Source organism: Micromonospora sp. SCSIO 07396 (assembly GCF_053667945.1).
This window is the reverse complement of sequence record NZ_CM132210.1, coordinates 7,187,865-7,214,063: the sequence shown is the minus strand read 5'-3', so window position 1 is coordinate 7,214,063 and position 26,199 is coordinate 7,187,865. Positions and strand designations below refer to the sequence as shown.

Annotated in this window: 22 protein-coding genes and 1 tRNA gene; 12 read left to right on the top strand and 11 right to left on the bottom strand. The window is 73.4% G+C overall.

Going from position 1 to position 26,199, the window contains the following annotated elements:
• Positions 1 to 109 precede the first annotated feature (109 nt).
• The 3 genes from ACWCHM_RS31755 to nagA are packed head-to-tail and all read left to right on the top strand — an operon-like array spanning position 110 to position 3,080.
• The gene (locus ACWCHM_RS31755) at positions 110 to 1,039 is read left to right on the top strand and encodes an SIS domain-containing protein (protein WP_204957525.1); all 930 of its coding nucleotides are present in this window, start codon (positions 110 to 112) and stop codon (positions 1,037 to 1,039) included.
• Positions 1,036 to 1,974 (top strand): ROK family protein, encoded by a 939-nt coding sequence (locus ACWCHM_RS31750; protein ID WP_454221055.1) that lies wholly within the window; start codon positions 1,036 to 1,038, stop codon positions 1,972 to 1,974. Before ACWCHM_RS31755 ends, ACWCHM_RS31750 begins: the two co-directional genes overlap by 4 nt.
• On the top strand, positions 1,971 to 3,080 hold the full coding sequence (gene nagA / locus ACWCHM_RS31745; protein ID WP_454221054.1) for an N-acetylglucosamine-6-phosphate deacetylase: 1,110 nt from the start codon (positions 1,971 to 1,973) through the stop codon (positions 3,078 to 3,080). Before ACWCHM_RS31750 ends, nagA begins: the two co-directional genes overlap by 4 nt.
• Positions 3,081 to 3,561: 481 nt before the next feature.
• Here the strand turns inward: nagA and ACWCHM_RS31740 are convergent, their stop codons facing one another.
• Positions 3,562 to 4,770, bottom strand: coding sequence for a DUF4032 domain-containing protein (locus ACWCHM_RS31740; RefSeq protein WP_204957522.1), 1,209 nt, complete (start codon positions 4,768 to 4,770; stop codon positions 3,562 to 3,564).
• A 144-nt stretch (positions 4,771 to 4,914) separates the two neighbouring features.
• Between ACWCHM_RS31740 and ACWCHM_RS31735 the strand changes: the two genes are divergently transcribed.
• Both ACWCHM_RS31735 and ACWCHM_RS31730 read left to right on the top strand, forming a co-directional pair.
• The gene (locus ACWCHM_RS31735; protein WP_454223234.1) at positions 4,915 to 5,694 is read left to right on the top strand and encodes a phosphatase PAP2 family protein; all 780 of its coding nucleotides are present in this window, start codon (positions 4,915 to 4,917) and stop codon (positions 5,692 to 5,694) included.
• A 9-nt stretch (positions 5,695 to 5,703) separates the two neighbouring features.
• Positions 5,704 to 6,936 carry an APC family permease gene (locus ACWCHM_RS31730; RefSeq protein WP_454221052.1) on the top strand — a complete coding sequence of 411 codons (1,233 nt, stop codon included), beginning with the start codon at positions 5,704 to 5,706 and terminating at the stop codon, positions 6,934 to 6,936.
• Here ACWCHM_RS31730 and ACWCHM_RS31725 read toward each other — a convergent pair whose 3' ends face one another.
• Complete coding sequence (locus tag ACWCHM_RS31725) at positions 6,937 to 8,730, bottom strand: potassium channel protein (RefSeq protein ID WP_421489967.1); 1,794 nt, start codon at positions 8,728 to 8,730, stop codon at positions 6,937 to 6,939.
• A 111-nt stretch (positions 8,731 to 8,841) separates the two neighbouring features.
• Here ACWCHM_RS31725 and ACWCHM_RS31720 point away from each other — a divergent pair, with 111 nt between their 5' ends.
• Complete coding sequence (locus ACWCHM_RS31720) at positions 8,842 to 9,363, top strand: MSMEG_6728 family protein (RefSeq protein WP_454221051.1); 522 nt, start codon at positions 8,842 to 8,844, stop codon at positions 9,361 to 9,363.
• Between the two features lie 58 nt (positions 9,364 to 9,421).
• Positions 9,422 to 10,948, top strand: a complete 1,527-nt coding sequence (locus ACWCHM_RS31715; protein WP_454221050.1) for an FAD-dependent oxidoreductase — start codon at positions 9,422 to 9,424, stop codon at positions 10,946 to 10,948.
• Between the two features lie 32 nt (positions 10,949 to 10,980).
• On the opposite strand, the gene adhE is transcribed toward ACWCHM_RS31715, so the two are convergent.
• Positions 10,981 to 13,554, bottom strand: a complete 2,574-nt coding sequence (gene adhE / locus ACWCHM_RS31710) for a bifunctional acetaldehyde-CoA/alcohol dehydrogenase (RefSeq protein WP_454221049.1) — start codon at positions 13,552 to 13,554, stop codon at positions 10,981 to 10,983.
• 223 nt (positions 13,555 to 13,777) lie between these two features.
• Between adhE and ACWCHM_RS31705 the strand changes: the two genes are divergently transcribed.
• Together ACWCHM_RS31705 and ACWCHM_RS31700 are read left to right on the top strand one after the other, a co-directional pair.
• Positions 13,778 to 14,746 (top strand): hypothetical protein, encoded by a 969-nt coding sequence (locus tag ACWCHM_RS31705; RefSeq protein ID WP_454221048.1) that lies wholly within the window; start codon positions 13,778 to 13,780, stop codon positions 14,744 to 14,746.
• A gap of 330 nt (positions 14,747 to 15,076) precedes the next feature.
• Positions 15,077 to 15,520 carry an HNH endonuclease gene (locus tag ACWCHM_RS31700; RefSeq protein ID WP_204957516.1) on the top strand — a complete coding sequence of 148 codons (444 nt, stop codon included), beginning with the start codon at positions 15,077 to 15,079 and terminating at the stop codon, positions 15,518 to 15,520.
• Positions 15,521 to 15,647: 127 nt separating this feature from the next.
• On the opposite strand, the gene ACWCHM_RS31695 is transcribed toward ACWCHM_RS31700, so the two are convergent.
• Positions 15,648 to 16,412 carry an enoyl-CoA hydratase/isomerase family protein gene (locus ACWCHM_RS31695; RefSeq protein ID WP_204957515.1) on the bottom strand — a complete coding sequence of 255 codons (765 nt, stop codon included), beginning with the start codon at positions 16,410 to 16,412 and terminating at the stop codon, positions 15,648 to 15,650.
• Between the two features lie 106 nt (positions 16,413 to 16,518).
• On the bottom strand, positions 16,519 to 18,906 hold the full coding sequence (locus tag ACWCHM_RS31690; RefSeq protein ID WP_454221047.1) for a M4 family metallopeptidase: 2,388 nt from the start codon (positions 18,904 to 18,906) through the stop codon (positions 16,519 to 16,521).
• 168 nt (positions 18,907 to 19,074) lie between these two features.
• On the opposite strand from ACWCHM_RS31690, the gene ACWCHM_RS31685 reads away from it, so the two are divergent.
• Together ACWCHM_RS31685 and ACWCHM_RS31680 are read left to right on the top strand one after the other, a co-directional pair.
• Positions 19,075 to 19,617: a hypothetical protein gene (locus tag ACWCHM_RS31685; protein ID WP_454221045.1), complete on the top strand. Its 543-nt coding sequence runs from the start codon at positions 19,075 to 19,077 to the stop codon at positions 19,615 to 19,617.
• Positions 19,618 to 19,754: 137 nt separating this feature from the next.
• Entirely contained in the window at positions 19,755 to 20,441 is a 687-nt protein-coding gene (locus ACWCHM_RS31680; protein ID WP_454221043.1) for a hypothetical protein, read from the top strand.
• A gap of 18 nt (positions 20,442 to 20,459) precedes the next feature.
• Here ACWCHM_RS31680 and ACWCHM_RS31675 read toward each other — a convergent pair whose 3' ends face one another.
• The 4 genes from ACWCHM_RS31675 to ACWCHM_RS31660 all read right to left on the bottom strand — a co-directional run bounded on the left by ACWCHM_RS31675 (position 20,460) and on the right by ACWCHM_RS31660 (position 22,057).
• Entirely contained in the window at positions 20,460 to 20,894 is a 435-nt protein-coding gene (locus tag ACWCHM_RS31675; protein ID WP_421489960.1) for an ASCH domain-containing protein, read from the bottom strand.
• 58 nt (positions 20,895 to 20,952) lie between these two features.
• On the bottom strand, positions 20,953 to 21,372 hold the full coding sequence (locus tag ACWCHM_RS31670) for a VOC family protein (RefSeq protein ID WP_281902427.1): 420 nt from the start codon (positions 21,370 to 21,372) through the stop codon (positions 20,953 to 20,955).
• A gap of 35 nt (positions 21,373 to 21,407) precedes the next feature.
• Complete coding sequence (locus tag ACWCHM_RS31665) at positions 21,408 to 21,812, bottom strand: helix-turn-helix domain-containing protein (protein WP_204957510.1); 405 nt, start codon at positions 21,810 to 21,812, stop codon at positions 21,408 to 21,410.
• A 168-nt stretch (positions 21,813 to 21,980) separates the two neighbouring features.
• Positions 21,981 to 22,057, bottom strand: a tRNA-Thr gene (locus ACWCHM_RS31660).
• A 366-nt stretch (positions 22,058 to 22,423) separates the two neighbouring features.
• Here ACWCHM_RS31660 and ACWCHM_RS31655 point away from each other — a divergent pair.
• Positions 22,424 to 23,515, top strand: a complete 1,092-nt coding sequence (locus ACWCHM_RS31655; protein ID WP_088643228.1) for an ABC transporter ATP-binding protein — start codon at positions 22,424 to 22,426, stop codon at positions 23,513 to 23,515.
• 90 nt (positions 23,516 to 23,605) lie between these two features.
• Here the strand turns inward: ACWCHM_RS31655 and rlmB are convergent, their stop codons facing one another.
• Positions 23,606 to 24,751: a 23S rRNA (guanosine(2251)-2'-O)-methyltransferase RlmB gene (rlmB, locus tag ACWCHM_RS31650; RefSeq protein WP_281902422.1), complete on the bottom strand. Its 1,146-nt coding sequence runs from the start codon at positions 24,749 to 24,751 to the stop codon at positions 23,606 to 23,608.
• Positions 24,751 to 26,166: a cysteine--tRNA ligase gene (gene cysS, locus ACWCHM_RS31645; RefSeq protein WP_454221042.1), complete on the bottom strand. Its 1,416-nt coding sequence runs from the start codon at positions 26,164 to 26,166 to the stop codon at positions 24,751 to 24,753. The genes rlmB and cysS overlap by 1 nt, the downstream gene beginning before the upstream one ends.
• Positions 26,167 to 26,199 lie beyond the last annotated feature (33 nt).

Genomic DNA, 26,199 nt, shown 5'->3' with positions numbered 1-26,199 from the left:
ATCCGGGGGCAGGTTGCCACGCGCACCTCGTTTCGCGCAGAATAACGCGCGAAAGACGGTGGTAATGAGCCGTATTGCGCACCTCCCTCCCCTGTGCGAGGAGTTCCCCATGGCGTACGTCGACGCGGAGATCGCCAGCCAGCCCGACTGCTGGCGGGAGGCGGCCCGACTGGCCGGCACCGTCGCCGGCACCCTTCCCCGCCCCGGCGAGCGGGTCGCCGTCGTCGGGTGCGGCACGTCGTGGTTCATGGCCATGGCGTACGCCGGGCTGCGCGAACGGGCCGGCCACGGCGAGACCGACGCCTTCCAGGCCAGCGAGTTCCCCGCCGACCGCCGCTACGACCGGCTGATCGCCATCACCCGCTCCGGCACCACCACCGAAGTCCTCGACCTGCTCGCCGCGCTGCACGGGCGGACCCCCACCACCGTCCTGGTCGGCGACCCCGGCTCGCCCGCCGTCACGTTCGCCGACACGGCCGTGCCGATGCCCTTCGCCGACGAGCGTTCGGTGGTGCAGACCCGGTTCGCCACCACCGCCCTGGCCCTGCTCCGCGCCCACCTCGGCGACAACGTCGAGGCGCTGGCCGCCGACGCCGAGGTCGCCGTCCGCGCCCCGCTGCCGCTCGACCCGGCCCGCATCGACCAGGCCACCTTCCTCGGTCGCGGCTGGACGGTCGGGCTGGCCCAGGAGGCAGCGCTGAAGTGCCGTGAGGCGGCCACCTTCTGGGCCGAGGCGTACCCGGCGATGGACTACCGGCACGGCCCCATCTCGATCGCCGGCCCCGGCCGGCTGGTCTGGGCGTTCGGTGAGCTGCCCGAGGGCCTGCCGGAGGACGTGGCGGCAACCGGGGCGGCGTTCGTGCACAGCCGGCACCACGGCTGCCACACCGTGCTCGGCAGTTGGGCGGCCGGCCGGACCCCGGTCGACCCGATGGCCGACCTGATCCTCGCCCAACGCTTCGCGGTGGCCCTGGCGACCAGCCGGGGGCTGGACCCGGACGCGCCCCGCCACCTGACCCGCTCCGTGGTGCTGGCATGACCGACGGGCCGCCGGGCGACGACCGGGTCGTCGTCGCGCTGGACGTCGGCGGCACCGGCATGAAGTGCGCCCTGGTCCGCCCGGACGGCAGCGTGCTGCACGCCGAACGGCACCCGACCGACGCCGGGCGCGGCCCGGACGCCGTGGTGGAGACCGTCCTGGCCGTCGCCGGGGGCCTGGCCGACCGGGCGCGTGCCGCCGGGTCGATCCCGGTGGCCTGCGGCGTCGCCGTGCCCGGGGTGGTCGACGAGGCCGCCGGGGTGGCGGTCTGGTCGGCCAACGTCGGCTTCCGGGACGTACCGCTGCGGGAGCTGGTGGGTGCGCGGCTCGGGCTGCCGGCGGCGCTCGGCCACGACGTGCGGGTGGGCGGGATCGCCGAGGCCCGGCTCGGCGCCGGCCGGGCGGCCCGGCACGTGCTCTTCGTCGCGATCGGCACCGGCATCGCCGCCGCGCACGTGGTCGCCGGGTCGGCCGCCGTCGGCGCGCACGGTGCCGCCGGCGAGATCGGCCACATCCTGGTACGCCCCGACGGCCCGCGCTGCGGCTGCGGCCGGACCGGCTGCCTGGAGGCCGTCTCGTCCGCCTCGGCCGTGGCCCGCCGCTACGCCGAACTGGCCGGGGCGACGGCGAGCGCGGCCGACGTGGCCAGGCGGGCGGCGGCCGGTGAGGAGCTGGCCGGGCGGGTGTGGCGGGAGGCCGTCGAGGCGCTCGCCGACGGGCTCGCCACCGGGCAGGCCCTCTACGACGTGGACACCATGGTCATCGGCGGCGGCCTGGCCCGGGCCGGCGGGCAGCTGCTCGACCCGCTCCGCGCCGCCCTGCACGAACGGATGACCTTCCATCGGGAGCCGCGCATGGTCGCGGCGGCCCTGGGCGACGAGGCCGGCTGCCTCGGTGCGGCCCTGCTCGCCCTCGACAGTCTGGAGAGACGATGACCCAGCGGGTGACCGGCAAGGTGGTGACCCCGACCGGCGTGATCCGGCAGGGGTGCGTGGAGCTGGACGGCGAGCGGATCACCGCCGTCGCCGAGTACCCGGCCAAGCGCGACGGGCACTGGATCGTGCCGGGCTTCGTGGACATGCACACCCACGGCGGGGGCGGGCACACCTTCACCACCGGTGACGCCGACGCCGCCCGCGAGGCCGCCGCGTTCCATCTGCGGCACGGCACCACCACCCTGCTGGCCAGCCTGGTCAGCTCCCCGTTCGAGCTGATGCGGACGGCGACCGTCGCGTTCGCGCCGCTGGTCCGCGAGGGGGTGCTGGCCGGCGTCCACTTCGAGGGGCCGTACCTGTCGGCGGCCCGGTGCGGCGCGCAGAACCCGGAGTTCCTCCGCGACCCGTCCACCGACGAACTGGGCCGGCTCATCGCGGACGGCGACGGGACGGTCCGCATGGTCACCCTGGCCCCCGAGCGCCCCGGCGCGCTGGACGCCATCAAGCTGCTCGCCTCGCACGGGGTGGTCGCCGCCGTCGGCCACACCGACGCCACCTGGGAGCAGACCCGGGCCGCCGTCTCGGCCGGGGCCAGCGTCGGCACCCACCTGTTCAACGGGATGCGCCCGCTGCACCACCGCGAACCGGGCCCGGTGGTGGCCCTGCTGGAGGCCCCGAACGTGGTCTGCGAGCTGGTCGCCGACGGGGTGCACCTGCACGACGGGATGCTCAGCTTCGCCGCCACCGTGGCCGGCCCGGAGCGGATCGCCCTGGTCACCGACGCCATGGCCGCCGCCGGGATGCCCGACGGCGAGTACGAGCTGGGCGGCCAGCCGGTCGCCGTGGCCGACGGGGTGGCCCGGCTGGCCCGGGACGGCGCGATCGCCGGCAGCACCCTCACCATGGACGCGGCGCTGCGGCACGCCGTCACCGCCGGCATCCCGATCGTCGACGCGGTACGCATGGCCGCCACCACCCCGGCCCGTGCCATCGGCCTGGGCGACCGGATCGGCGCGCTCCAGCCGGGCCGCCGTGCGGACCTGGTGGTGCTCGACGACGAGCTGAACGTCGTCCGGGTGATGCGCGCCGGCAGCTGGCTCGACTGACCACTCCCCCGCGCCCGCCCAGCTGGTGCGACACGGCGACGCGACGCGTCGGGCCTGGGCGGGACCTCGGTCATCCGCCACTGCGTGACGCGGCCCGCTGGCTCCCCGGCGACCTGCCCACAGGTGCGGACCGGCGAGCACCGGGGGTGCAGTGCGCGTCCTTTCGAGCTGATGACGTCAACGGTTCACGGGGCACCCGAAGACGCCGGTGCCCGAAGGACCACAGCGGACCGACGCATCGAACCCCGGTGTGGCGAAACGCGCCGCACCGGGTACCCGAGTCATCCACGTCATCAGGTCTAAAGGACGCGCACCACACATCCTGACCGGCGGAGGCGCTGACGGCGGAGGCCTTGGCGGCAAAGGCCTTGGCGGCGGCGGTGTTGACGGCGGAGGCGTTGGCGGAGCCGGTGTTGCGGAGCCGGCCGGCCGGCGGTCATCCGGTCGACCCGGTGCCGCCCCCGGCCGGAACGCGGGCGGGTCAGGCGGTCGGGACCTCGACGCCCAGCACGGCCTGCTCGTCGGGGCGGTGCACCAGCACGTCGGCCAGGTACGACTGCACCGCCGGACCCATCCCCACGTCCCGGCCGGCCCGCTCGGAGAGCAACCACTTGTGCTCGATGATCTGCGCGAAGACCTCCTGCGGCTCCAGCTTGTGCCGCAGGTGCGCGGGGACCGCCCGGACGACCGGCTCGAAGACCTCGGTCAGCCAGCGGTGGGCCGCCTGCTGCTCGTCGGTCAGGTCGCTCTCCACCCGGTAGGCGTCCAGGTCGTTGAGGAGCCGGCGGGCCTGGTTCTCCTCGGCGTCCAGCCCGGTGAGCCGGATCAGCCGCCGGGTGTGGTAGCCGGCGTCGACGACCTTCGGGCGAACCAGGTACCGCCCGTCGTCGACCGTCGACAGGGCCACCTCGGCCACGTCGAAGCCCAGGTCGTTGAGGCGGCGGATCCGGCGCTCGATGTCGTGCCGGGCCTCCCGCTCGACCTGCTGCTCGTAGGTGATCTCGTGCCAGAGCCGTTCGTAGCGCTGCACGACCTCCTCGCAGACCACCTCCGGGTCGATCGAGTCGTGCAGCAGCCCCGCCGCCTGGAGGTCCAGCGCCTCACCGAAGATGTTGACCCGGGCGATCTCCAGGTCCTCGCCGCGCTGCCCGTTGGACAGCGAACGGTGCAGCGCGCCGGTCTCGGCGTCGACCAGGTAGGCGGCGAACGCCCCGGCATCCCGCCGGAACAGGGTGTTCGACAGCGAGCAGTCACCCCAGAAGAAGCCCGTCAGGTGCATCCGGACCAGCAGCACGGCGAGGGCGTCGAGCAGCCGGCCCATCGTCTCCGGGCGCAACGTGCGGGAGAACAACGCCCGGTAGGGCAGCGAGAACTGGAGATGCCTGGTGATCAGCACCGGGTCCAGCGGGGTGCCGTCGTCGGCCTGCCGGTCGGCCACGATCGCGATCGCCTCCACCGACGGGAAGTCGATCCGTTCCAGCGCCCGCAGCAGGTCGTACTCGCGTTCGGCGACCCGTTCCCCGGTCTCCTTGACCGCGTACACGTAGTCGCCGAGGCGGACGAACCGGACGATGTGCCGGGAGATGCCCTGCGGCAGCGCCACCAGGTGCCGGGCGGGCCACTGTTCCAGCGGAGTCGACCAGGGAAGGTCGAGCAGCGCCGGGTCGACGAGGGCCGAGGTGATCCGCACGGGGACAAGTGTGCCGGGTGTCCCCCGTCCGACGCTTCCCTTCGTGGTTCGACACACATCGACCCCGGGCCGTGCCGTCCCGACCACCGGGTCGGCCGGTAGCGTGATCGCGTGCGGGAGCGAACCACGAGGGTACGCGGCGGAGTGCGGCTCAGACCGGTCCGCCCGGCCGGCTGGTGGTACGACCTGCTGCTGCTCACCGCCCTGGTCGCGCTGACCTGGGCACTCGCCGCCGGCCACCTGTTCGGCGTCGACCGGGCGGTCGCCGACTGGGCCGGGGCGCACCGGCCGACCGCCGCCTACTGGATCGCCCGGGTGCTCAACCTGCTCGGCCAGGGCACCCCGTTGACGCTGCTCGCCGCCGCCCTGGGGGTGCTGCTGGCCGTCCGGCTCCGCTCGGTGCGCCCGCTGCTGCCCCCGGTGGTCGCCTTCGCGCTCACCCTGCTGACCATCGGGCCGCTCAAGGTGTGGACGGCCCGCCCGGCCCCGAGCGCCAGCGTCAAGGAGCCGTTCCTGTCACCGGAGCAGACCCTGCCGCTGTTCCAGCACGAGCTGCCGGTGCGCTACGCGCAGTCGTACCCGTCGGGGCACGTGGCCAACGCGATCGTCTGGTACGGCGTGCTCGCCCTGCTGCTCGTCCCGCTGTTGCGTACCGTCGGCCGGCGGATGCCACCCCGGCTGGCCACCGCCGTACGGGTGGTGCCGCCGCTGGTGGTCCTGTGCACCACCACCTACCTGGGCTGGCACTGGTTGACCGACTCGGTGGCCGGGCTGCTGCTGGGGCTGCTGCTGGACCGGCTGCTGCGCCGGATCCCCTGGGACGACCTGCCGCTACCGACCCGGCTGCGCGGCCGGGACCGCCCGTTCACCGCCGACCCGGGCCGGTCGCCCGATGGGGGCCGCCCGTTCACCTCCGCCCCGTAACCTGCCGGGGTGGATCGACTGCGGCGGCGGTTGGGCGTACCCGATGCGGTGGTGGTCGGGTTGGGGGCGATGCTCGGCGCGGGCGTGTTCGTGGTCTTCGCCCCGGCCGCCGCAGCGGCCGGGGGCACCGGGCTGCTGGTGGCGCTGGCGCTGGCCGGGTTCGTCGCCTACTGCAACGCGACCAGTTCGGCCCGGCTGGCGGCCCGCTATCCGGAATCCGGCGGCAGCTACGTCTACGGCCGGGAACGGCTCGGCCCGTTCGCCGGGTTCCTCGCCGGTTGGGGTTTCGTGGTCGGCAAGACGGCGAGTTGCGCGGCGATGGCGCTGACCATCGGAGCGTACCTGTGGCCGGGGCAGGCCCGGCCGGTCGCGGTCGGCGCGGTGCTCGCGGTGACCGCGGTGAACCTGCGCGGTGTCACCCGCACGGTCGCCGCCACCAAGGTGCTGGTGGTCGTGGTGCTGGCGGTGCTGGCCCTGGTCGCGGTGACCGGCCTGGCCGCCGGGGAGGTACGGCTCGACCGGCTCGCCGAGGGCGGCGGTACGGCCCGGGGTGTGCTGACCGCCGCCGGCCTGCTCTTCTTCGCCTTCGCCGGGTACGCCCGGATCGCCACCCTCGGTGAGGAGGTCCGCGACCCGGCCCGCACCATCCCCCGGGCGGTGCCGCTGGCCCTCGGGGTGGTGCTGGCGGTCTACCTGGTCCTCGCGGTGGTCGCGGTAGGCGTGCTCGGCCCCGACCGGCTGGCCGCGTCCGTCGCGCCCCTGGCCGACGTGGTGACCGTCGCCGGGCTGCCCGGCCTGGCCTGGGTGGTCCGGGCCGGGGCGACGGTGGCGGTGACCGGGGTGCTGCTGTCCCTGCTCGCCGGGGTGGGCCGCACCGTGCTGGCGATGGCCCGCCGCCGGGATGTGCCGGGGGCGCTGGCCGCCGTGCACCAGGTGCACCGGGTCCCGCACCGCGCCGAGCTGACCGTGGCCGCCGTGGTGGTCGCGGTGGTGGCGCTCGGTGACGTCCGGGGCGCGATCGGCTTCTCCAGTTGCACGGTGCTGGTCTACTACGCGATCACCAACGCCGCCGCGTGGACGCTGGGCCGGGACCCGACCCGACGGCTGCCCACCCGGGCGCTCGCCGGGGCGGGGCTGGTCGGCTGCCTGCTACTCGCGGTCAGCCTGCCCACCGCCAGCGTGCTCGCCGGTTTCGGGGTGCTCGCCCTCGGCGCGCTCTGGTACGCCGTCCGACCCCGCTAGTCACTCCTGCGGGTCACGTGAGGCCGGCACCCCGGCGGGCGGGGGCGGGGCCGGGGGCGGGGGCGGGGTGGTCTCGCTGAGCAGGGCGCTCAGCCCGGCCCGCCGGGCCACCACGGTCAGCCGGTCCCCCGCCGAGATCACCATCCGGGGGTCGGCCCGCCAGTCGGTCTTGTGGCCGGGCCGGGAGTGGGCCAGCAGGCGCACCTCGCCGGGGCGGGCCACCGCGCCGAGCGGGCGACCGTCCAGGGCCGCACCGGCCGTCACCGGCACCTCCACCACCAGCAGGGCGTGCCGGTCGACCGGGATGGTGGCGATCACCGCCCGGTCCAGCAGGGCGGCGGCGAACGACGGCGCGGCCAGGTAGGACACGCTGCGCGAGATGCCGATGCCGAACGCCCGCTGGATACGTTCGGCGAAGTCGCCGTCGAAGAGCCGCAGCACCACCCGCAGCTCCGGGTTGAGCACCCGGCCGTTCAGCGCGGCCCGCAGGTTGACCCCGTCGTCGGTGGAGACCACCACCAGCGCCTGGCAGTGTTCCACCGAGGCCGAACGGAGGGTCTCCTCGCGGGCGGCGTCCCCGACGATCAGGGGCACCCCCAGCCGCCGGGCCAGCGCCGCACCACGCGCCTCCGCGCTGCGGTCGATCGCCACCACCTCGACGCCGAAGTCGTGCAGTTGGGCCATCACCCGGGTGCCGATGTTGCCCAGGCCGACGACCACCACGTGCCCGGTGCGTTCCGGCTGGATGCGCCCGGCGTGCAGGGCCAGCCGGGCGTTGACGATGCCGTCGACCACCACGGCGGTGATCAGCGGGATCAGCGCCAGCCCGGCCAGGTTGAGCACCACCTGCATGATCTGGGCGGCGGCCGGTTTGGTGACGTCCGGGTCCTGGCCGCTGAGCGTGGTGACCAGGGTCAGGTAGAGCGCCTCCGTCCAGCTCACCGCGACCGCACGGGCGTTGAGCCAGCCGAGCAGGGCGATCACCCCGAGCAGGGTCAGCACCGCGATACCGATCTTGCGGGTGGCGAAGCTGCGGACCGCCCGCAGCAGCACCGCCAGGGGTCGCCGGCGACGCCGCGCCCGGACCAGCCGGCGGGCCGCCAGCTCGGTGCCGGCGGGCTGGCCGGTCGCCTCGGCGAGCACCACGTCGGCTGCCTGCTCGTCGGCGGGCAGCACCCGGACCAGTTCCGGATCGGTGGTGACGGCCAGCCCGCAGACCACGTCGGCGGGGCGGACGTCGGCGCGGCGGGCCACGTAGAGGGTGCGACCGCCGTGCCGGAAGTGGGTCGGGGCCACCTCACCGAGGGCGGCGGCGACGAACGCCGGGGCGGCCATTGAGGCGTCGGAGAGGACCGCCGAGTCGGGAAAGAGCTGCCGCAGGCCGTTGGCGAGGCTGGTGTTGAACATCCGGACCACCAGGCGCAGCCGGGGTTCGACCTCCTGCGCGCAGAGCGCGGCCTGCATGTTGCCCACGTCGTCCTGGTGCAGCAGGGCCAGGCCGTCCGCGCCGGCCAGGCCGGCCCGGCGGAAGGTCGACTCGTCGAGCCGGTCGGCCCGGATCACCTGTACCCCATCGACGTCCCGCCCGTCGGGGCCCTCGGAGCGGCGGCGTTCCGGCACCACCAGGGTGATCCGGACCCGCCCGTGCGCCGGGTCGGTGCCGAGCAGCGCCCGCACCACCCAGTACGCCAGCGGGTCGTCGCCGCAGACCACGTAGTGCCCACGGGTGTCGCCGTTCATCCGTAACCGCCAGCCGGTCGCGCGCCGGGCCCGGTCCCGCAGGGGTTCGGCCATGCCCGGATGGTAGCCATCCGGTCGCCGGACACGCAGCCCTGGTGAGCGCACCGGACGGTACCGGTTGGGCGGGCAGGCATGGTGGGCGTGGCGGCGGGTAGAGCAGCGGGCGTGCAGACGTTCCTGCCGTACCCGGACTTCCTGGCCAGTGCGCGGACCCTCGACCAGCGTCGGCTGGGCAAGCAGCGGGTCGAGGCGCTCCAGGTGCTGCGCGGGCTGACCCGGCCAGGTTACGGCTGGCGCAACCACCCGGCGGTGAAGATGTGGGCCGGTTACGAGGAGGCGTTGACCCGGTACGGGCTGGACGTGTGCGCGGTCTGGTCGGCGGCGGGCCGGGCGGACACCTGCGCGTCGACACTGGTCACCGACCTGACCGCCGCCCGGGGCCACGGCCGGGTCCGCAGCCAGGCGGAGTTGGCCGCCGTCGGTGAGCTGCCACCCTGGTTGGGCCGCGAGGACCTGCACCGCAGCCACCGCTCGGCGCTGCTGCGCAAGGACCCGGCGCACTACCGCCCGCAGTTCGGCGACGTGCCGTCCGACCTGGAGTACGTCTGGCCGCCGTCCGACCGTCCCCCGCTCGCCGCCGCCAGCCGACCCGCCGACGCCCCCGGTGGCGGCACCGCACCGGTCTGACCGGGCCGGATCGGGCCTGGTCGGGCAGACTGGGGGTCCCTCGGGTCGGAAGGTGCACATGGCGCTGTCGCAGAAGCTGGGCCGGCTCATCGGCGTACGCGAGCACGTGGTGGACCCGGGCGGGGGTGGCGCCCCCCGGGTGGCCCGGCCGACCACGGCCGTGGTGGTGGGCGGCGGGATCGCCGGCATGTCGGCGGCGGTGGTGCTCGCCGAACGCGGGGTGGACGTGACGGTGCTGGAGGCCGCTCCGACGCTGGGCGGCCGGCTCGGCGCGTGGCCGGAGGCGCTCGCCGACGGCAGCCAGGTCAACGAGCACGGCTTCCACGCGTTCTTCCGGCAGTACTACAACTGGCGGTCGATCCTGCGGCGGGTCGAGCCGACGCTCGGTTTCCTCAAGCCGATCCCCGGCTATCCGATCCTGTCCGCGCAGTGGCCCACCGAGGAGTTCGGCCGGCTGCCCCCGGCCCCGCCGGCCAACCTGCTGGCGTTACTGCTGCGCAGCCCCAGCCTGCGCCTGGCCGACCTGCGCACGATGGACCGGGACGCCGCGTTGCCGCTGCTCAGCTACGACCCGGTGCGCACGTACGCCGAGTTCGACGACACCACCGCCGACGCGCTGCTCGCCTCGCTGAAGCTGCCCGACCGGGCGCGGGCGATGCTGTTCGAGGTCTTCTCGCACTCGTTCTTCAACCACGAGACCGAGATGTCGGCCGCCGAGATGATCGCCCAGTTCCACTTCTATCTGCTGGGCAACCCGGAGGGGTTGGCGTTCGACTGCCCCGACGAGGACTACGCCACGGCGATCTGGCAGCCGCTGACCCGGTACGTGGAGAAGCACGGCGGCCGGGTGCACACCGGGGTCGCCGCCACCCGGCTGGACCGGGAACCGGACGGCTGGCGGGTGACCACCGCCGACGGCACCGTCCACTCCGCCGGGCAGGTGGTGCTGGCCGTCGACCCGCCCGCGCTGGCGGCGCTGGTCGCCGCCTCCCCCGGCCTGGTCACGGTGGCACCCGAGCTGGTGGCGCGGATGCCCGCGTTCGGTCGGCCCGGCCCGCCGTACGCGGTGGCGCGGTACTGGCTCGACGGGGACGTCCGGGCCGACCGGGCGGTGTTCAGCGGGGTGTCCCGACAGCCCACCCTGGACTCGGTGACCCTCTACCACCGGCTGGAGAACGAGTCCCGCCGCTGGGCGCAGCGCACCGGCGGCGCGGTGGTGGAGCTGCACGCGTACGCCTGCGACGAGGGGGTGCCGGCGGAGGAACTGGCCGAGCGGATGCGCACCGAACTGGTCACGCTCTGGCCGGAGGTCGCCGGGCTGGGGGTGCGGGAGCTGCGCGCCCGGGTCGAGGCGCAGGCCCCGGCGTTCACCCCGGGCAGCCACCCCGGCCGCCCGGGGGTACGCACCGACGCCGAGGGCCTCTACCTGGCCGGGGACGGCATCGGCACCGACTTCCCCAGCGCGTTGATGGAACGGTCGGCGGCGACCGGAATCATCGCCGCCAACCACATCCTGCGCACCGCCGGGGCGGCCACCGAACCGGTCCGCTCCATCCGCCCCCGGGGACTGCTCGCCGGGAAGTGAACGGGGGCCCGCCCGGCCGGTGGGCCGGACGGTCAGCGCGCGGTGCCCTGGTACGCGTCCCGCATGAGCTGCTGCATGTCGTCGAGCATCGGCATCCGGGGGTTGGCCGGGGCGCACTGGTCCTCGTAGGCGTTGAGGGCCTGCTGCGGCAGCGCCGCCTCGAACGCGGCCCGGTCGACGCCGATCGCGGCGAACGACGGTTCGATGCCGACCGCGTCGCGCAGCCGTTCCACCGCGTCGGCCAGCGACGCCACCCCTTCCGCCGGGGTGCCCGCCGGCAGGCCGAGTTGGGTGGCGATCTCGGCGAACCGCTCCGGTGCCCGGTAGCTCTCGTAGCGCGGCCAGCCGGACAGCTTCGCCGGGACGGTGCCGTTGTAGCGGATCACGTGCGGCAGCAGCACCGCGTTGGTCCGGCCGTGGGCGATGTGGAACGTCGCGCCGAGGGTGTGCGACATGGCGTGCACGATGCCGAGGAAGGCGCTGCCGAACGCCATCCCGGCGATGGTGCCCGCGTTGTGCATCCGTTCCCGCGCCTCGGGGTCGGCGTCGACCACCGCCCGTTCCAGGTTGGCGAAGATCAGCCGGATGGCGTGCAGGGCCAGCCCGTCGGTGAAGTCGTTCGCGTACACCGACACGTACGCCTCGATGGCGTGGGTGAGGGCGTCGAAGCCGCTGTCGGCGGCGATGGTCGCCGGCATGCTGGCGGTCAGCACCGGGTCGACGATCGCCACGGTCGGGGTGAGCGCGTAGTCGGCCAGCGGGTACTTCTTGCCGGTGCGGTGGTCGGTGATCACCACGAACGGGGTGACCTCCGCGCCCGTGCCCGACGTGGTCGGCACGCAGACCAGCCGGGCCAGCGCGCCGAGGGTGGGGAAGGTGAAGGCGCGCTTGCGGATGTCGAAGAACTTCTCCCGCATGTCGTCGAAGACCACGTCCGGGTGCTCGTAGCGCAGCCACATCACCTTGGCCGCGTCCATCGCCGAGCCGCCGCCGAGGGCGACGATGGTGTCCGGCCGGAAGGCCCGCATCAGCGCGGCCCCCCGGTCGACGGTCTCGACGCTCGGCTCGGGCTCCACGTCGTCGATGATCTGCAGGGCGATCCGCCCGGGGCGGCGTTGCAGCACCCGGTTGATCCGGTCGACGAAGCCGAGCCGGGTCATGGTGGCGTCGGTGACCACGGTGACCCGGTGCACGTCGGGCATCTCGGCGAGGTAGCGGATCGCGTTCGCCTCGAAGAAGATCTTCGACGGGACCTTGAACCACTGCATGTTGTTGTTCCGCCGGCCGATCCGCTTGATGTTGAGCAGGTTCACCGCCGAGACGTTGTCCGACACCGAGGTACGGCCGTAGCTGCCGCAGCCCAGCGTCAGCGACGGCAGGAACGCGTTGTACATGTCGCCGATGCCGCCCTGCGAGGCCGGCGAGTTCCAGATGATCCGGACCGCCTTGACCCGGCGGCCGAACTCCTCCACCAGGTCCTCGTCGGCGGTGTGGATGACCGCGCTGTGCCCGAGGCCGTGGAACTCGACCATCTGCTCGGCGTACCGTAGGCCCTGCTCGCGGCTGTCGGCGCGCAGCACGGCCAGCACCGGGCAGAGCTTCTCCCGGGTCAGCGGCTCGTCGGGGCCGACCCGGTCGACCGCGACCAGGATGATCGAGGTGTCGGGGGCGACGGTGATCCCGGCGGCGTCGGCGATCCAGGCGGCGGTCCGGCCGACCACGTCGGGGTTGAGCTTGCCGGCGGGGAACAGCAGCGCCTCCAGTTTGGCCTTCTCGGCCGGGGTGGCCAGGTGGGCGTGCAGGGTGCGGAACTCCGCGATGGCGGCGTCGTGGATCGCCGCGTCGAGGATGACGGCCTGCTCGGAGGCGCAGATCATGCCGTTGTCGAACGACTTGGACAGCACGATGTCGTTGACCGCGCGCTTCAGCTTGGCGGTCGCCTCGATCCAGGCCGGCACGTTGCCTGCGCCCACACCGAGCGCCGGCTTCCCCGCCGAGTAGGCCGCCCGGACCATGGCGTTGCCGCCGGTGGCGAGGATGGTGGCGACGCCGGGGTGGTGCATCAGCGCGGTGGTCGCCTCGACCGACGGCTCCTCGATCCACTGGATGCAGTGCTCGGGGGCCCCGGCGGCGACGGCCGCGTCGCGTACCGTGCGGGCGGCCTCGACGCTGCACCGCTGCGCCGCCGGGTGGAAGGCGAAGATGATCGGGTTGCGGGTCTTGAGCGCCAGCAGCGCCTTGAAGATGGTGGTCGAGGTGGGGTTGGTGACCGGGGTGATCCCGGCGACCACGCCCACCGGGTCGGCGATCTCGACGATCCCGCTGATCTCGTCCCGGGCGATCACCCCGACGGTACGGGTCTTCGCCATGCTGTGCGTGACGTGCTCGCAGGCGAAGATGTTCTTCACCGCCTTGTCCTCGAACACCCCCCGACCGGTCTCGGCGACGGCGAGCTGGGCGAGGGCGGCGTGCCGGTCCAGCGCGGCCACCGACGCCTTGCCGACGATGTGGTCGATCTGCTCCTGGTCGTACCGGTCGTAGTCGGCCAGGGCCTTGAGGCCGTCGGCGACCAGGGCGTCGATCGTGGTGGCGAGTTCGGTCGACATGCTTTCACCTCGGCGGTTGGCGGCGTCTCGGACACCCTCAGCATCCATCGACGGCCGTCTCGGCGGTGGGGCGCAAGGACCCGTCCGACGGTGGCCAAAGGTCCCGTCGTCGCGCCCGTCCCGGGCACCTCCGGGTCGACCGAAGGTCCCGATGTCACCCGGCGGGCACGCAGCGTCGCCTGCCCGACACCGCGCTCCGCCGCCCCCGTCCACCATGATTCGCATGACGGGACCGCGAAGGGCCTACACGTTGCTCGCCGTGGCCGCCGTCGGGGTGGCGGTGCTGGCCTGGCGGATCGGGGTCGACAAGGCCAATGCCCTGGTGGGCCTGGCCGGCGTCTTCGCCGCGAGCGCGCTCGGGCTGTTGTCCCTGTTCAGCGCGATCGACCCACGACTGTCCCGGGCGGCGGCGGACGCCGCCGCCCTGCCGCCGGGGTCCACCCCGCCCGCGTCCGACGCACCGACCGGAGCAGACGCCACTCCGTCGGCCCCGGGGTTGCGCCGCCGCTGGCGACGCTGGCGGCTGCCGGCCGGGATCGCCGCGCTGCTGCTGGTGATCGTCAGTACGGTGACCGTGCTCTCCTGGCCGACGGACCGCACGCCGGACGCGCGCAGCGCCTCCCCCACGACCTCCGTCGACGCTTCGTCGGCCGACCCCGGCGTCACGGCGACCCCGGTCGGGCCGACGCCCTCCGCCGATCCGTCCGGGGCGACGCCCGCCACCACCCCGGCGACCCCGGATCCCGGCCCGGACGGGCCCACGGCCGGCCCGGGCCCGACCCCCACGGCCCGGCCGACGCCCGCCCCCGGGCCGGTCGAACGGGACTGGGTGCCGCCGAAGGACGCGCCGCACTGGAAGCTGCTCGACGGGGACTCGGTCTACTTCCTGCCGAAGCCCCGGGTCGCGCGGGGCACCGGTGCGGGCACCCTGATCTTCCAGGGGAAGGACCACCAGCTCGCCCTCTACGACTGGACCGACGACCCGACCGACCTCAGCTACGAGGGCTGCCGGAATCCGAAGGCGCAGCGCTATTCGAGCATCGACCTCGAACAGCTCGAACCCACCCCGGTCACCTACTGCCAGCCCGACCCGGGCGACCCGACGGTGGTCAACTACGTCCGGATCGACCACAACCGCTACCAGGCGACGCCGGCCTCGGTCGACGTGACCGTCTGGTCGGTCCGCTCGTAACCAGGTCTGCCGGTCCGGCAGCTCGCAAGCGGAGGGCACGGCCGGCGGGTGGCATCGAAATGCGTTGCCCGCCCGCGCCGCCGCGCCTACCGTGATCCGCGCAAGGCCAACCAGTCGAACCGGGAGCACGCCATGACGTCGCCGCAGCTCACCAGCGCGTGGTCGACGCTACCCGTCGACGGTGACCGAGCCGAACACCCCCGGGACGGGGAACCCGACTGACGCGTGCCGCACGTGCCGGCCGCCCCGTCCCACCGTGGACCGGGTGGCCTTCGTCGTCCGGGCCGACCGACAGACCGATCGACCCACCGACCGCGAAGGGAGAGCCCGGTGGACGCCGTCCTCGTCATCAACGCCGACCTCGGCCCACTGCACCGGGTCACCGTCCAACACGCGATCCGGATGCTGTGCCGTCGGGTCGCCGAGATCCACGAGGCCGAGCCGGACCGGGTGATCGGGGTCTTCCCCGTCCCCCGGGTGGTCCGGCTCGTCCGGTACGTCGTCACCCGCTGGCGGTTCAGCGCCGGCCCGGCCTGGTCCCGGGCGGGGGTGCTGCGCCGCGACGGTGGGCGGTGCGCGTACTGCGGCGGGCCGGCCAGCACCGTCGACCACGTGCTGCCCCGCTCACGCGGCGGTGGCAACACCTGGCGGAACACCACCGCCGCCTGCTACCCGTGCAACCAGCGCAAGGGTGACCGGACGCCGGCCGAGGCGGACATGCCGCTGCGGCGGGCGCCGGCGACGCCGAGCTGGGCGAGCCTCGCCGGGCGGTGACCGGACCGGCCGGCGGGCACAGGGGGTCGCGTCGGGGTACGCCCCGGCGCGACGCCCGCCGGCCCCCACCGCCCCGCCCCACCCAGGGGAACGGGCCCCGCCATCGGTGGCAGCCGGGCGGACCGGATCAGTGACCGGCGGCCGGCGACCAGGGAAAGTCGGGCGGGCGGCGTTCGTGGTGGGCGGCGACGCCCTCGCGGGCCTCGCCACTGTCGCGTGCCTTGCGGTGCCACCAGGCGATCCTCGCCGGTCCGGCCCGGTCGTCGATGATCTCCTTGGCGGCGGCGATACTGAGCTGGGAGCGGGCGGCGATGGCCCCGGTGATCGCGGACACCCGGCCGGGCAGGTCGTCGACCACCTCGTCGGCCAGGCCGACCCGCAGCGCCCGTTCGGCGTCGATCAGCTCGGCGGTGAAGATCAGGAACTTGGCCGTGGACGGGCCGACGAGCCGGGTCAGCCGCCTGGTGGTGGGTGCCGGGTAGACCAGCCCGAGCCGGGCCGGCGGCACCCCGAACCGGGCGTCCGGGGCGGCGATCCGCAGGTCGCAGGCGACCGCGAGCAGGCATCCACCGCCCACGCACGGGCCCTGCACCGCCGCGACGGTGGGCTTGGCGAACGCGGCCAACCGTTCCTCGGCGGCGACCGCGATGCCCGCGTCCCCGTTCGCGTCCAGCAGCTCGTCGAAGTCGCCGAGGTCGGCACCGGCGCAGAACGCCCCGTCAGCGCCGGTGAGCACCAGGGCGCGGACCGCCGGGTCGGCCTCCAGCCCGTCCAGCAGCACCGGCAGCCGCCGCCACATGGCAGGCGTCATCGCGTTGCGCCGGGCCGGGTTACGGATCGTCACCGTCGCCACCGCGCCGGTCACCCCGACGGTCAACTCCGCGTCCGACACCGTCGTAACCCCTCTCGTCGCGTCACCGGTGCGGCGACCATAACGGCGCGGGCCCGGCGACCACCCAGGAGGGGTGGCCGCCGGGCCCACCGACGCAGGGGTCAGGTCAGGACACGTCGAGCGCCGTGTCGTCGACCACGAAGGACGTCCGCAGCGAGGCGTCCTCGGTGCCGGTGAACTTCAGGGTCACGCTCTGGCCGGCGTACGCGGCCAGCGAGAACGAGCGCTGGGTGTACCCGGTGGCCTTGTTCAGGTTCGAGTAGGTCGCCAGGGTCGCCAGCACGGTGCCCGAGGAGTTGAGCACCTGCACGGTCAGCTTGTCGTACGCGGTCGTGGTGGTGACCTCCCGGCTGTCGATGTGCAGCCAGAAGCTGAAGTTGTACGTCGAGCAGCCCGCCGGCAGGCTCACCGACTGGGAGAGCGTCTCGGTCAGGGTGCCACCGGTGCCGCCCAGCCAGGCGTTCCAGGTGCCACCGTGGGTGGGCTGGCTGGCGCCGTTCTGCCCGATGACGCCGGTGCTGGCCGCCCAGACCGTGTTGCCGGACTCGAAGCCGGGGTTGCCCAGGAGCTGGCCGGCGGTGCAGCCGCCACCGACGCTGCTCACGACCAGCGTGTAGCTGGCCGAGTGGGCCACCGCGCCGGTGCCGGTGACCGTCACCGGGTAGCTGCCGGCCGGGGTGCTGGCCGAGGTGGCGATGGTCAGGGTCGACGCGGCACCCGAGGTCACCGAGGCCGGGCTGAACGTCGCGGTCGCGCCGGTCGGCAGGCCGGACGCGGAGAACGTGACGGTCTGCGCGGTGCCGCTGGTGGTCGCGGTGGCGACGGTGGTGGCGACCGAACCGCCCGCGGTCACCGAACCGGAGGTCGGGGAGAGCGAGACGGAGAAGTCGTTACCGGTCGAGGAGCAGGGGGCGTCGCTGCCGGAGACGGCGACCGCGGTCCATGCCGCCTGGACGGCCTTGTACTCGGTGGAGCAGCTGCCGTACAGGTCGGTGGCCGCCTTCAGGCTGTACGCACGGGCGGTGTTCGACGGGGTGCTGGTGTTGACGTACGACGTGTTGGAGGTGAAGTACACGTCCAGGGCGCGGAACCAGATCTTCTCGGCCTTCTCCCGGCCGATGCCGGTGACCGCCGGGGCGGAGCCGCAGACCGGCGAGGTGCCGTACGACGTGGCGCCGGTGCCCTCGGCGAGGTTGAAGAAGAAGTGGTTGCCGACACCGGAGGAGTAGTGCACGTCCTTGTTCTTGGTGCTGGTGGTCCAGCACGAGTCGGACGAGCCGTCCAGCGACGGGTTGTACATGTAGCGCAGCGGGGTGCCGTTGCCGTTGATGTTGATCTTCTCGCCGACCTGGTAGTCGCCCGGGTCGCTCGGCGCGGCGGCGTAGAACTCCACCATGTTGCCAAAGATGTCGCTGGTGGCCTCGTTGAGGCCGCCCGACTCGCCGGAGTAGACCAGGCCGGAGACGGCCTCGGTGACGCCGTGGCTCATCTCGTGGCCGGCCACGTCGAGGGAGACCAGCGGCCGGGAGTTGCTGGCGCCGTCGCCGTAGGTCATCTGGGCGCCGTCCCAGAAGGCGTTGATGTAGTTGCGGCCGTAGTGGACCCGGCTCGGCACGCCGGTGCCGTTGCCGAAGATGCCGTTGCGGCCGTGCACGTTCTTGAAGTAGTCGAACGTCTTGGCCGCGCCGAAGTGGGCGTCGACGCCGGCGGACTGCCGGTTGCTGTTGGTGCCGTCGCCCCAGACGTTGTCGGCGTCGGTGAACGTGGTGCAGGTGGTGGTGCCGTTGTTCATGTCACAGGTGCGCCCGTTGCCGTGCGACGGGTCGATCATCTGGTAGGTGCTGCCGGAGAGCGTGGTGTCGATGCTGACCGAGCCGGTGTAGATGCCCTGGCCGCTGCCGACCACCGACTCGATCTCGTCGTGCGCGCCGACGACCCGGCCGGTGCTGGCGTCGGTGATGACGTGCAGCTTCGACGGGGTCTGCTGGTCGGCCTTCCAGCCGGACAGCACGGTCTCCCAGGCGAGCATGCCCTTGCCGGAGGTGGCGTCGACGAAGAGTTCCGGCGTACCCACCTCGGTGATCGTGCCGGAGAACGCCTTGCGGGCCGTCGCGGCGGCCGACGCCGCGCTGATCTTGGCGGTGGTGCCGAGGGTCAGCGGGGCGGCCAGGCCGACCGAGGTGCCGGCGAGGGTGCCGTCGGGCGCGGTGTGAATGACGAAGTCACCGCCGTACACCCGCAGCCCCTGGTAGGTACGTGTGTACCGGACGTGTGCCGCACCGTTGGCGTCGACCTTGGTGCGGACCGCCTGGTACGCCTCCGCGCCGGTGCCCTGGACCGCGCCCGGGTTGCTGCGCAGCAGGCTCTCGGCGCGGGCGGCGGGGGCGGCATCGGGGGCGGGGGCGGGGGGAGCCGCGTGCGCTGCGGTGGCGACGCAGGTCAGCATTCCGCTGGTGAGCAGAGCTGCGCTGACGGCGGCGAGGGGTCTTTTCACGTGCCCTCCTGGCAAGGGAAAGATGTGACGGGGGTAGTCACGCATGTAGATATAGCGATACACCCGGGAAAAGAGAAGGGATGGAGCGGTTCCATGACACGACACTGGCCGAACGGAGGAGGGGCCCTACCCGGGGAACCGATTGACGTCGATGCACGTCCGATCGGGATGAGATCACCCGCCCTGCTCCTGGCAACCGCCACGACCGCCGCCGCGCTACTGACCGGCTGCTCAGCGGCCGAGCCGGGAACCCCTGCGTCACCAGCGGCCACGACCGCTCCGACCTCCGACGGGACCGCCGCCGCAGGCACCCCGACCGGGGCCCCGGCGACCGGCACGCCCGGCGACCCCGGCACCCGGGGAACCGGGGCGGACCGGGTCGTCCTGACCCGCTCCGGCGGTTTCGCCGGTAACCGGGACACGGTGACCGTCGAGCCCGACGGCCGGTGGACCACGACCGACCGGGCCGGCGCGACGCGTACCGGCCGGCTCGACTCGGCGGCGCTCGACCGGCTCCGGACGCTCATCGGCCCGGCAACCCGCGACCATGCCGGCGTCCTGTCCGACGACGGCTGCGCCGACACGTACCGCTATCAGCTCGCCGTCGGCACCACCCACGTCGACTGGACCGACTGCCCGACCGGCCCGCAGCCACCCGCCGCCACGCGGGAACTGGCCGCGCTGCTGATGAAGACCACCGCCACCGGCTGACCACGAAGGTCGTTTCCCGCGTCCGGCCAGCGGTCGCGTCGGCGGTGGCGCGGCTCACGGCGGCCCGCGCGGGCGGAAGCCGCCCGGGGTGACACTGGTCGGATAACCTACCCGCTCCGATTCGTGCGAGGAGCGTTGTGCCGAAGAGACGACCCGCCGGTCCGCGCCACCCGCTCGACCCGACCGTCCCACACCGCCCGTCGCGCCCGCACCTCCCCCTCGGCCTACCGCGCGCGTCCGGGCCGGCCGGCCTGCGCCGGACGCTCGGCCGGATCGGGTCGCTGCCGGCGGTGGTCGCCACCGTCCTGGCCACGGGGTGCGCGGTCGCCGACGTCGAACGGGCCTCCGTGCCCACTCCGACACCGGTGGCGCGGACGTTGCGGACCCCGGACACCCTGCTGGGGCTGCCCCGCACGGGCACGCCACTGCCCGCCGGGCTGCCCCGGTTCCGGCTCAACGAGCTGACCCGCGAGGCTTCCCCGGCCACCAGCACCGTCGAGGGGGTCTACGGACAGGGTCGACCCACCCCGGAGACGATCGTGGTGAGCGCCGTCTCGGGCACCGTCGCCGACCCGCAGGCCATGCTGGACCGGCTGCTCAAGCCGTACCGGATTCCGAAGCCCCGGTCGGTGGAGTTCGGCAGGTACGGCGGCGAGGCCCGGTGCGGGCGCGGGCGGACCGCCGACCAGGGCCACCTCACCGCCTGCGCCTGGGCCGATCCCGAGGTCGCCGGGGTGGTGGTCTTCCTGACCGCCACCAAGCAGCCGGACCGCAAGGAGGACTTCCTCACCATCCGGGACGAACTGGAACAGCCCACCGGCTGACCAGCCCGCCACCCCGGGTCAGCCGGTGACGCCCGGCACCACCCGGAAACGTTCGACGACCGCGAGGGTGTCGTCGTCCACCCGGAACCCGGGATCACCCAGCCAGCCCAGGTAGTCCGGCCCGTGCCAATAGTCCTCGTGACCGGCCCGCCAAGCCGCCACCGAGTCGTAGCCCTCCCCCTCGTCGCGGGCGTGGTCGAGGTCGACGTCGCCGAGCCGGACCACCCGCACCCCGGTCACCTCGATCACCGCGACCGGCCGGTCGGCGGAGTCGACCACCACCGACCGGTCACCCACCGCCGGTAACGGCTCGCCGTCGCGCTCGTAGTCCTGGAGCAGGCCCGTGGTGGAGGTCTTCGCCCCGCTGAGCACGGCGGCGACGAGCTGGTCACGCAGCGGGCCAGGGAAGGCGAACTCGCATTTCGGCAGGTCGGGAACGTTCGGCGTGGTCACCGGGCGACGGTAGCCCGGTGACCACGCCGCCCGCACCCGCGATACCGGCGTCGCCGGGTCAGGCCCGGGGGAACATCTGGCCGATCCGGATCCGGTTGCCGAACGGGTCACGGATGCCGAAGTCGATGCCGTACGGCCGTTCGGTCGGCTCGTCGGTGATGTCGACGCCCTTGGCGACCAGGTCCTCGTACGTCTTGTGCGCGTCGTCGGTGGTGATGCTCAGCCACCCGCCGATCGCGCCCTTGGTCAGCAGCTCCCGGACCTGCTCGGCGGTCGCCGGGTCCAGCGCGGGCGGGCCGGGCCTCTCCAGCAGCACCTCGCGCTGCGGGTCGCCTGGCACGTTGACCGTCAGCCACCGCATGAAGCCCAGATCCTGGTCGGTGTTGACCTCGAAGCCCAGCTTGCCGACATAGAAGTCGAGCGCCTCGTCCTGGTCGAGGACGTAGAGCTGGGAGCGGGTGATCGCGTTCATCGTCATGCCGCAGACGCTATGCCAGGCCGCTGACCTGCTGCTTATCCAAAACTGCTGGGCCTGGTCCAGGCCTTGGTGAAGCAGCTCGGCACCGTCGGGTCGCCGGCCGACCGGCGGCTGCGGTACTCGCTCGGTGACTCGCCGACGATCTGCCGGAAGGTGCGGCTGAACGAGCCGAGACTGCTGAACCCGACGGCGAAACAGATGTCGGTGACGTCCCGGCCGGTCTCCACCAGCAGCGCCATCGCCCGCTCCACCCGACGTCGTTGCAGGTAGCGGTGGGGCGTCTCGCCGAAGGTTGCCCGGAAGGTACGGATGAAGTGCGCCTCGGACACCAGCGCGATCCGGGCCAGCGCCGGGATGTCCAGCGGTTCGGCGTATGCCCGGTCCATCGCGTCCCGGGCCCGCAGCATGGCCCGGTTCGACTGCTCCACCGCACGACTCATCGGCCCCCGCCCCCGTCGTCCCCGTTCGCGCCGGATCAGGTTACCCAGCCGGGCCCGGCCGGCGGGGTCCCGCGACGGGCGGGGACGGCGGCACGGACGGTCGTCCGCGCCCGCGCATCGCCGACGGATCGACAAGCGGCAACGCCAGTGGCGGCCGTGCTGTGGAATTGGAGCCCCCGGCCGGGATCGAACCGGCGACATCTCGCTTACAAGGCGAGTGCTCTGGCCAGCTGAGCTACAGGGGCGCGTGGTGCGAGGTCAGCATAGCGACTGACGTCGGGAAATCCCGGCCGGCAGGGTGCCCGAGCATGGAAAACGTCAATCTCATGCCCGTACCACCGACGAATCGACGCGCCGGAGCCCCGTCAGGCGAGGGGATTGATGCCCGGCCGTGCCCGCCTGACCGAAATGCGTATGCCGTCCGTCCCACTCGGTGTATCCCGTCTTGGCAGGGATGGAAATCCCGTTTACCGTGCAGTGACACGGATGACACCCGGGGTCGGCCACGGCTGCCCTGCGGATGGCGTCCGCGGGTCGGCACCGTGGGTGCCGACAGCTCCTTCACTCGGATCGTCCGGCACGTTCCTGCCGGTGAAAGGAAGCGCACCACCATGGCTACGGTCACGTACGCGAAGGCCTCCCGGATCTACCCGGGCACCGAACGCCCCGCGGTCAACCAGCTCGACCTCCAGATCGGCGACGGGGAGTTCCTCGTCCTGGTCGGCCCGTCGGGTTGCGGCAAGTCCACCAGCCTGCGGATGCTCGCCGGCCTGGAGGACGTCGACGACGGCGCGATCTACATCGACGACCGGGACGTCACCCACCTCCCGCCGAAGGCCCGCGACATCGCGATGGTCTTCCAGAACTACGCCCTCTACCCGCACATGTCGGTGTACGAGAACATGGCGTTCGCCCTCAAGCTGCGCAAGACCCCCAAGGCCGAGATCGACCGGCGGGTCAAGGAGGCGGCCGGCCTGCTCCAGCTGGAGGAGTACCTCAGCCGCAAGCCGAAGGCGCTCTCCGGTGGTCAGCGCCAGCGTGTCGCGATGGGCCGGGCGATCGTCCGCGAGCCGCAGGTCTTCCTCATGGACGAGCCGCTGTCGAACCTCGACGCCAAGCTCCGCGTGCAGACCCGTACCCAGATCGCGTCGCTCCAGGCCAAGCTGGGCATCACCACGGTCTACGTCACCCACGACCAGGTCGAGGCCATGACCATGGGTCACCGGGTGGCGGTCATGCTCGACGGCGTCCTCCAGCAGGTGGACACCCCGCGGGCGCTCTACGACACCCCGGCCAACGTGTTCGTCGCCGGCTTCATGGGCTCCCCCGCCATGAACATCAAGACCGTCCCGCTGAACGAGCGGGGTGCGGCGTTCGCCGAGATGCACATCCCGCTGACCCGCGAGCAGGTCGAGGCGGCCCGCAGCGAGGGTGGCGACAACCGGGTCACCGTCGGTTTCCGCCCCGAGGACTGCGACCTGGTCAGCCCCACCGAGGGCGGCATGCCGGTCGTGGTCGAGCTGGTCGAGGACCTCGGTTCGGACGCGAACGTCTACGGCCACGCCGCGCTGGAGGGCCACGAGGAGCGGTTCGTGGTCCGCACCGACCGGCGGAACATGCCGAACATGGGTGACACCGTGTTCGTGAAGCCGCGTGCCGGCCGCAGCCACGTCTTCAACGCGGCCACCGGCCACCGCATCTGATCCCACCGCACGGAAAAGGGGCGGTCCGCTTCGGCGGGCCGCCCCTTTAGTCGTGTTCTCGTCCCGGGCGGGCCGGGTGCCCGCGCCGGATCAGCCTTCCGCAGCGCGGCGGCGGGCCACCTCGGCGAGGGTGACGGCGGCGGCGACGCTGGCGTTCAACGACTCCACGTCGGAGATCATCGGGATGCTGACGGTCAGGTCACAGGTCTCCCCGACCAGCCGGGACAGCCCGCGCCCCTCGGAGCCGACCACCACGACCAGCGGGCCGACCGCGGCCTCCAGGTCGTACAGGTCGGTGTCGCCGTCGGCGTCCAGGCCGACCACCATGAACCCGGCGTCCTGACACGCCTTCAACGACCGGGTCAGGTTGGTGACCTGGGCGACCGGCACCCGCGCCGCCGCGCCGGCACTGGTCCGCCAGGCGGTCGCGGTGATTCCGGCGGCCCGCCGCTCCGGTACGAACACACCCTGCGCACCGAACGCGGCAGCCGACCGGATCACCGCACCCAGGTTGCGCGGGTCGGTGACCCCGTCCAGCGCCACCAACAGCGGGGCGGGCTGCTCCAGGGAGGCCGCCAGCAGGTCCTCGAAGAGCTCGTAGGCGAACGGCGGCACCTGGAGGCCGACACCCTGGTGCAGCACACCGCCGGTCATCCGGTCCAGTTCGGCCCGGCTGATCTCCAGGATGGCGATGCCCCGGTCGGCGGCCGTCCGGGTGATCTCGTTGACCCGGTCGTCGGCGTCGATGCCCAGCGCGGTGTAGAGCGCGGTCGCCGGCACCTGGGCGCGCAGCGACTCCAGCACCGGGTTGCGGCCCACCAGCAGCTCCGGGCTGTCCCGCGACGGGTTGGACTTGCGCCCCGGCGCGACCCGGGGACCGCTGCGGCCCGCACCGGCGCCACCCCGGCCACCCGCGCCGGACCGACCACCACCGCCGGCTCGGGCGGGGGCCACGCCCCGGGTTCCCCTGCCCCAGGTGGTGTCCTTGGTGCCCGGCTGGCCGATCTTGGGAGCGCGGCCCTCCTCGGCCGCCGCCCGGCGCTCCTTGTCCTGCTTCCAGGCGGTGCGCTGGGGAAGCTTCTCGGTCCCCGAGTACGCCTTGTGCCAGGGCCGCTCGTCGGCGGGCAGGGTCTTGCCCCGGCCCGCGAGGGAGTCCTTGTTCTTGCCGCCGGAGCCCTTGGGGGCACCCGCCTTCGACGTCAGTCGCCGGCCACGGCGCTGCGAGTTGCCGGCCATCAGTCCTGCTCTCCAATAGTCCAACGGGGCCCCTGCGGGGTGTCCTCGACCACCACGCCGGCCTGCTTGAGCTGGTCGCGTACGGCGTCCGCAGCCGCCCAGTCCTTGCGGCTGCGGGCCTGCGCGCGCTGCTCCAGGGCCAGTGCGACCAGGGAGTCCACCACGCCCCGCAGGTCGTCGACGCGACCGCCACCGGTCCAGGCCGGGTCGAGGGGGTCGACGCCGAGGATATCCAGCATCGCCCGGGTGGCGGCCAGGGTGGTGCGGACCGTCACATCGTCGCCGTCGGCCAGCGCGGTGTTGCCGTCCCGCAGGGTCGCCTGGAGGACGGCGAGCGCGGCCGAGGTGTTCAGGTCGTCGTCCATCGCGGCCACGAACCCGGCGGGCAACTCACCGAGCTGCCCCGCGCCGACCCGCTCCACGGCCCGCTGCACGAACCCCTCGATCCGCCGGTACGCCACCGCGGCCTCGCGCAGCGCGTCCTCCGAGTAGTCGATCCGGGACCGGTAGTGCGCCGCCGCGTAGTAGTAGCGCAGCTCCACCGGACGCACCCCGAGCGAGTCGACGTAGTCGAGGTCGAGGGCGTTGCCGAGCGACTTGCCCATCTTGGCGCCGCCGATGCTGAGCAGTCCGTGGTGCACCCACCAGCGGGCGAAGGGCAGCCCGGCGGCCTGCGACTGGGCGATCTCGTTCTCGTGGTGCGGGAAGGTCAGGTCGAGCCCGCCGCCGTGGATGTCGAACTCCGCGCCGAGGTACCGCAGGCACATCGCCGAGCACTCGATGTGCCAGCCGGGCCGGCCCCGACCCCACGGCGAGGGCCAGTAGGCGTCGGCCGGCTCGTCCGGCTTGACGCCCTTCCACAGCGCGAAGTCCCGGGGGTCCCGCTTGCCGCGATCCGGGGCGTCCCCGGCGGACTGCATGTCGTCGGGCGACTGGCCGGACAGCGACCCGTACGCCGGCCAGGAGGACACGTCGAAGTAGACGTCGCCGGAGCCGTCGGTGGCCGGGTAGGCGTGACCGGTCTCGATCAGCCGGGCGATCAGCTCGTGCATCTCCGGGATGTGCCCGGTCGCCCGCGGCTCGTACGTCGGCGGCAGCACGTTCAACGCCCGGTAGGACCGGGCCAGGACCAGCTCGTTGGCGTACGCGATGGACCAGAACGGGCGGCCCTGCTCCTGCGCCTTGACGAGGATCTTGTCGTCGATGTCGGTCACGTTGCGGATGAAGGTGACCTCGAAGCCGGCGGCCGACAGCCAACGCCGCAACACGTCGTAGTTGACGCCGGAGCGAAGATGACCGATGTGCGGCGGCGCCTGGAGGGTGAGACCACACAGGTAGACCCCCACCTTGCCGGTTTCCCGCGGAACGAAGTCCCGCACCGATCGGGCGGCGGTGTCATACAGGCGTAGCGTCACCGTACCAGGGTAGCTGTCCGTGCTGTCCCGGGT

What these genes read in the sequence shown, in the direction of transcription:
- ACWCHM_RS31755 (WP_204957525.1), top strand. Translation starts at nt 110, where the DNA reads ATGGCGTACGTCGACGCGGAGATCGCCAGCCAGCCCGACTGCTGGCGG.
- ACWCHM_RS31750 (WP_454221055.1), top strand. Translation starts at nt 1,036, where the DNA reads ATGACCGACGGGCCGCCGGGCGACGACCGGGTCGTCGTCGCGCTGGAC.
- nagA (WP_454221054.1), top strand. Translation starts at nt 1,971, where the DNA reads ATGACCCAGCGGGTGACCGGCAAGGTGGTGACCCCGACCGGCGTGATC.
- ACWCHM_RS31725 (WP_421489967.1), bottom strand. Translation starts at nt 8,730, where the DNA reads ATGGCCGAACCCCTGCGGGACCGGGCCCGGCGCGCGACCGGCTGGCGG.
- ACWCHM_RS31715 (WP_454221050.1), top strand. Translation starts at nt 9,422, where the DNA reads ATGGCGCTGTCGCAGAAGCTGGGCCGGCTCATCGGCGTACGCGAGCAC.
- adhE (WP_454221049.1), bottom strand. Translation starts at nt 13,554, where the DNA reads ATGTCGACCGAACTCGCCACCACGATCGACGCCCTGGTCGCCGACGGC.
- ACWCHM_RS31705 (WP_454221048.1), top strand. Translation starts at nt 13,778, where the DNA reads ATGACGGGACCGCGAAGGGCCTACACGTTGCTCGCCGTGGCCGCCGTC.
- ACWCHM_RS31685 (WP_454221045.1), top strand. Translation starts at nt 19,075, where the DNA reads ATGAGATCACCCGCCCTGCTCCTGGCAACCGCCACGACCGCCGCCGCG.
- ACWCHM_RS31670 (WP_281902427.1), bottom strand. Translation starts at nt 21,372, where the DNA reads ATGACGATGAACGCGATCACCCGCTCCCAGCTCTACGTCCTCGACCAG.
- ACWCHM_RS31665 (WP_204957510.1), bottom strand. Translation starts at nt 21,812, where the DNA reads ATGAGTCGTGCGGTGGAGCAGTCGAACCGGGCCATGCTGCGGGCCCGG.
- ACWCHM_RS31655 (WP_088643228.1), top strand. Translation starts at nt 22,424, where the DNA reads ATGGCTACGGTCACGTACGCGAAGGCCTCCCGGATCTACCCGGGCACC.
- rlmB (WP_281902422.1), bottom strand. Translation starts at nt 24,751, where the DNA reads ATGGCCGGCAACTCGCAGCGCCGTGGCCGGCGACTGACGTCGAAGGCG.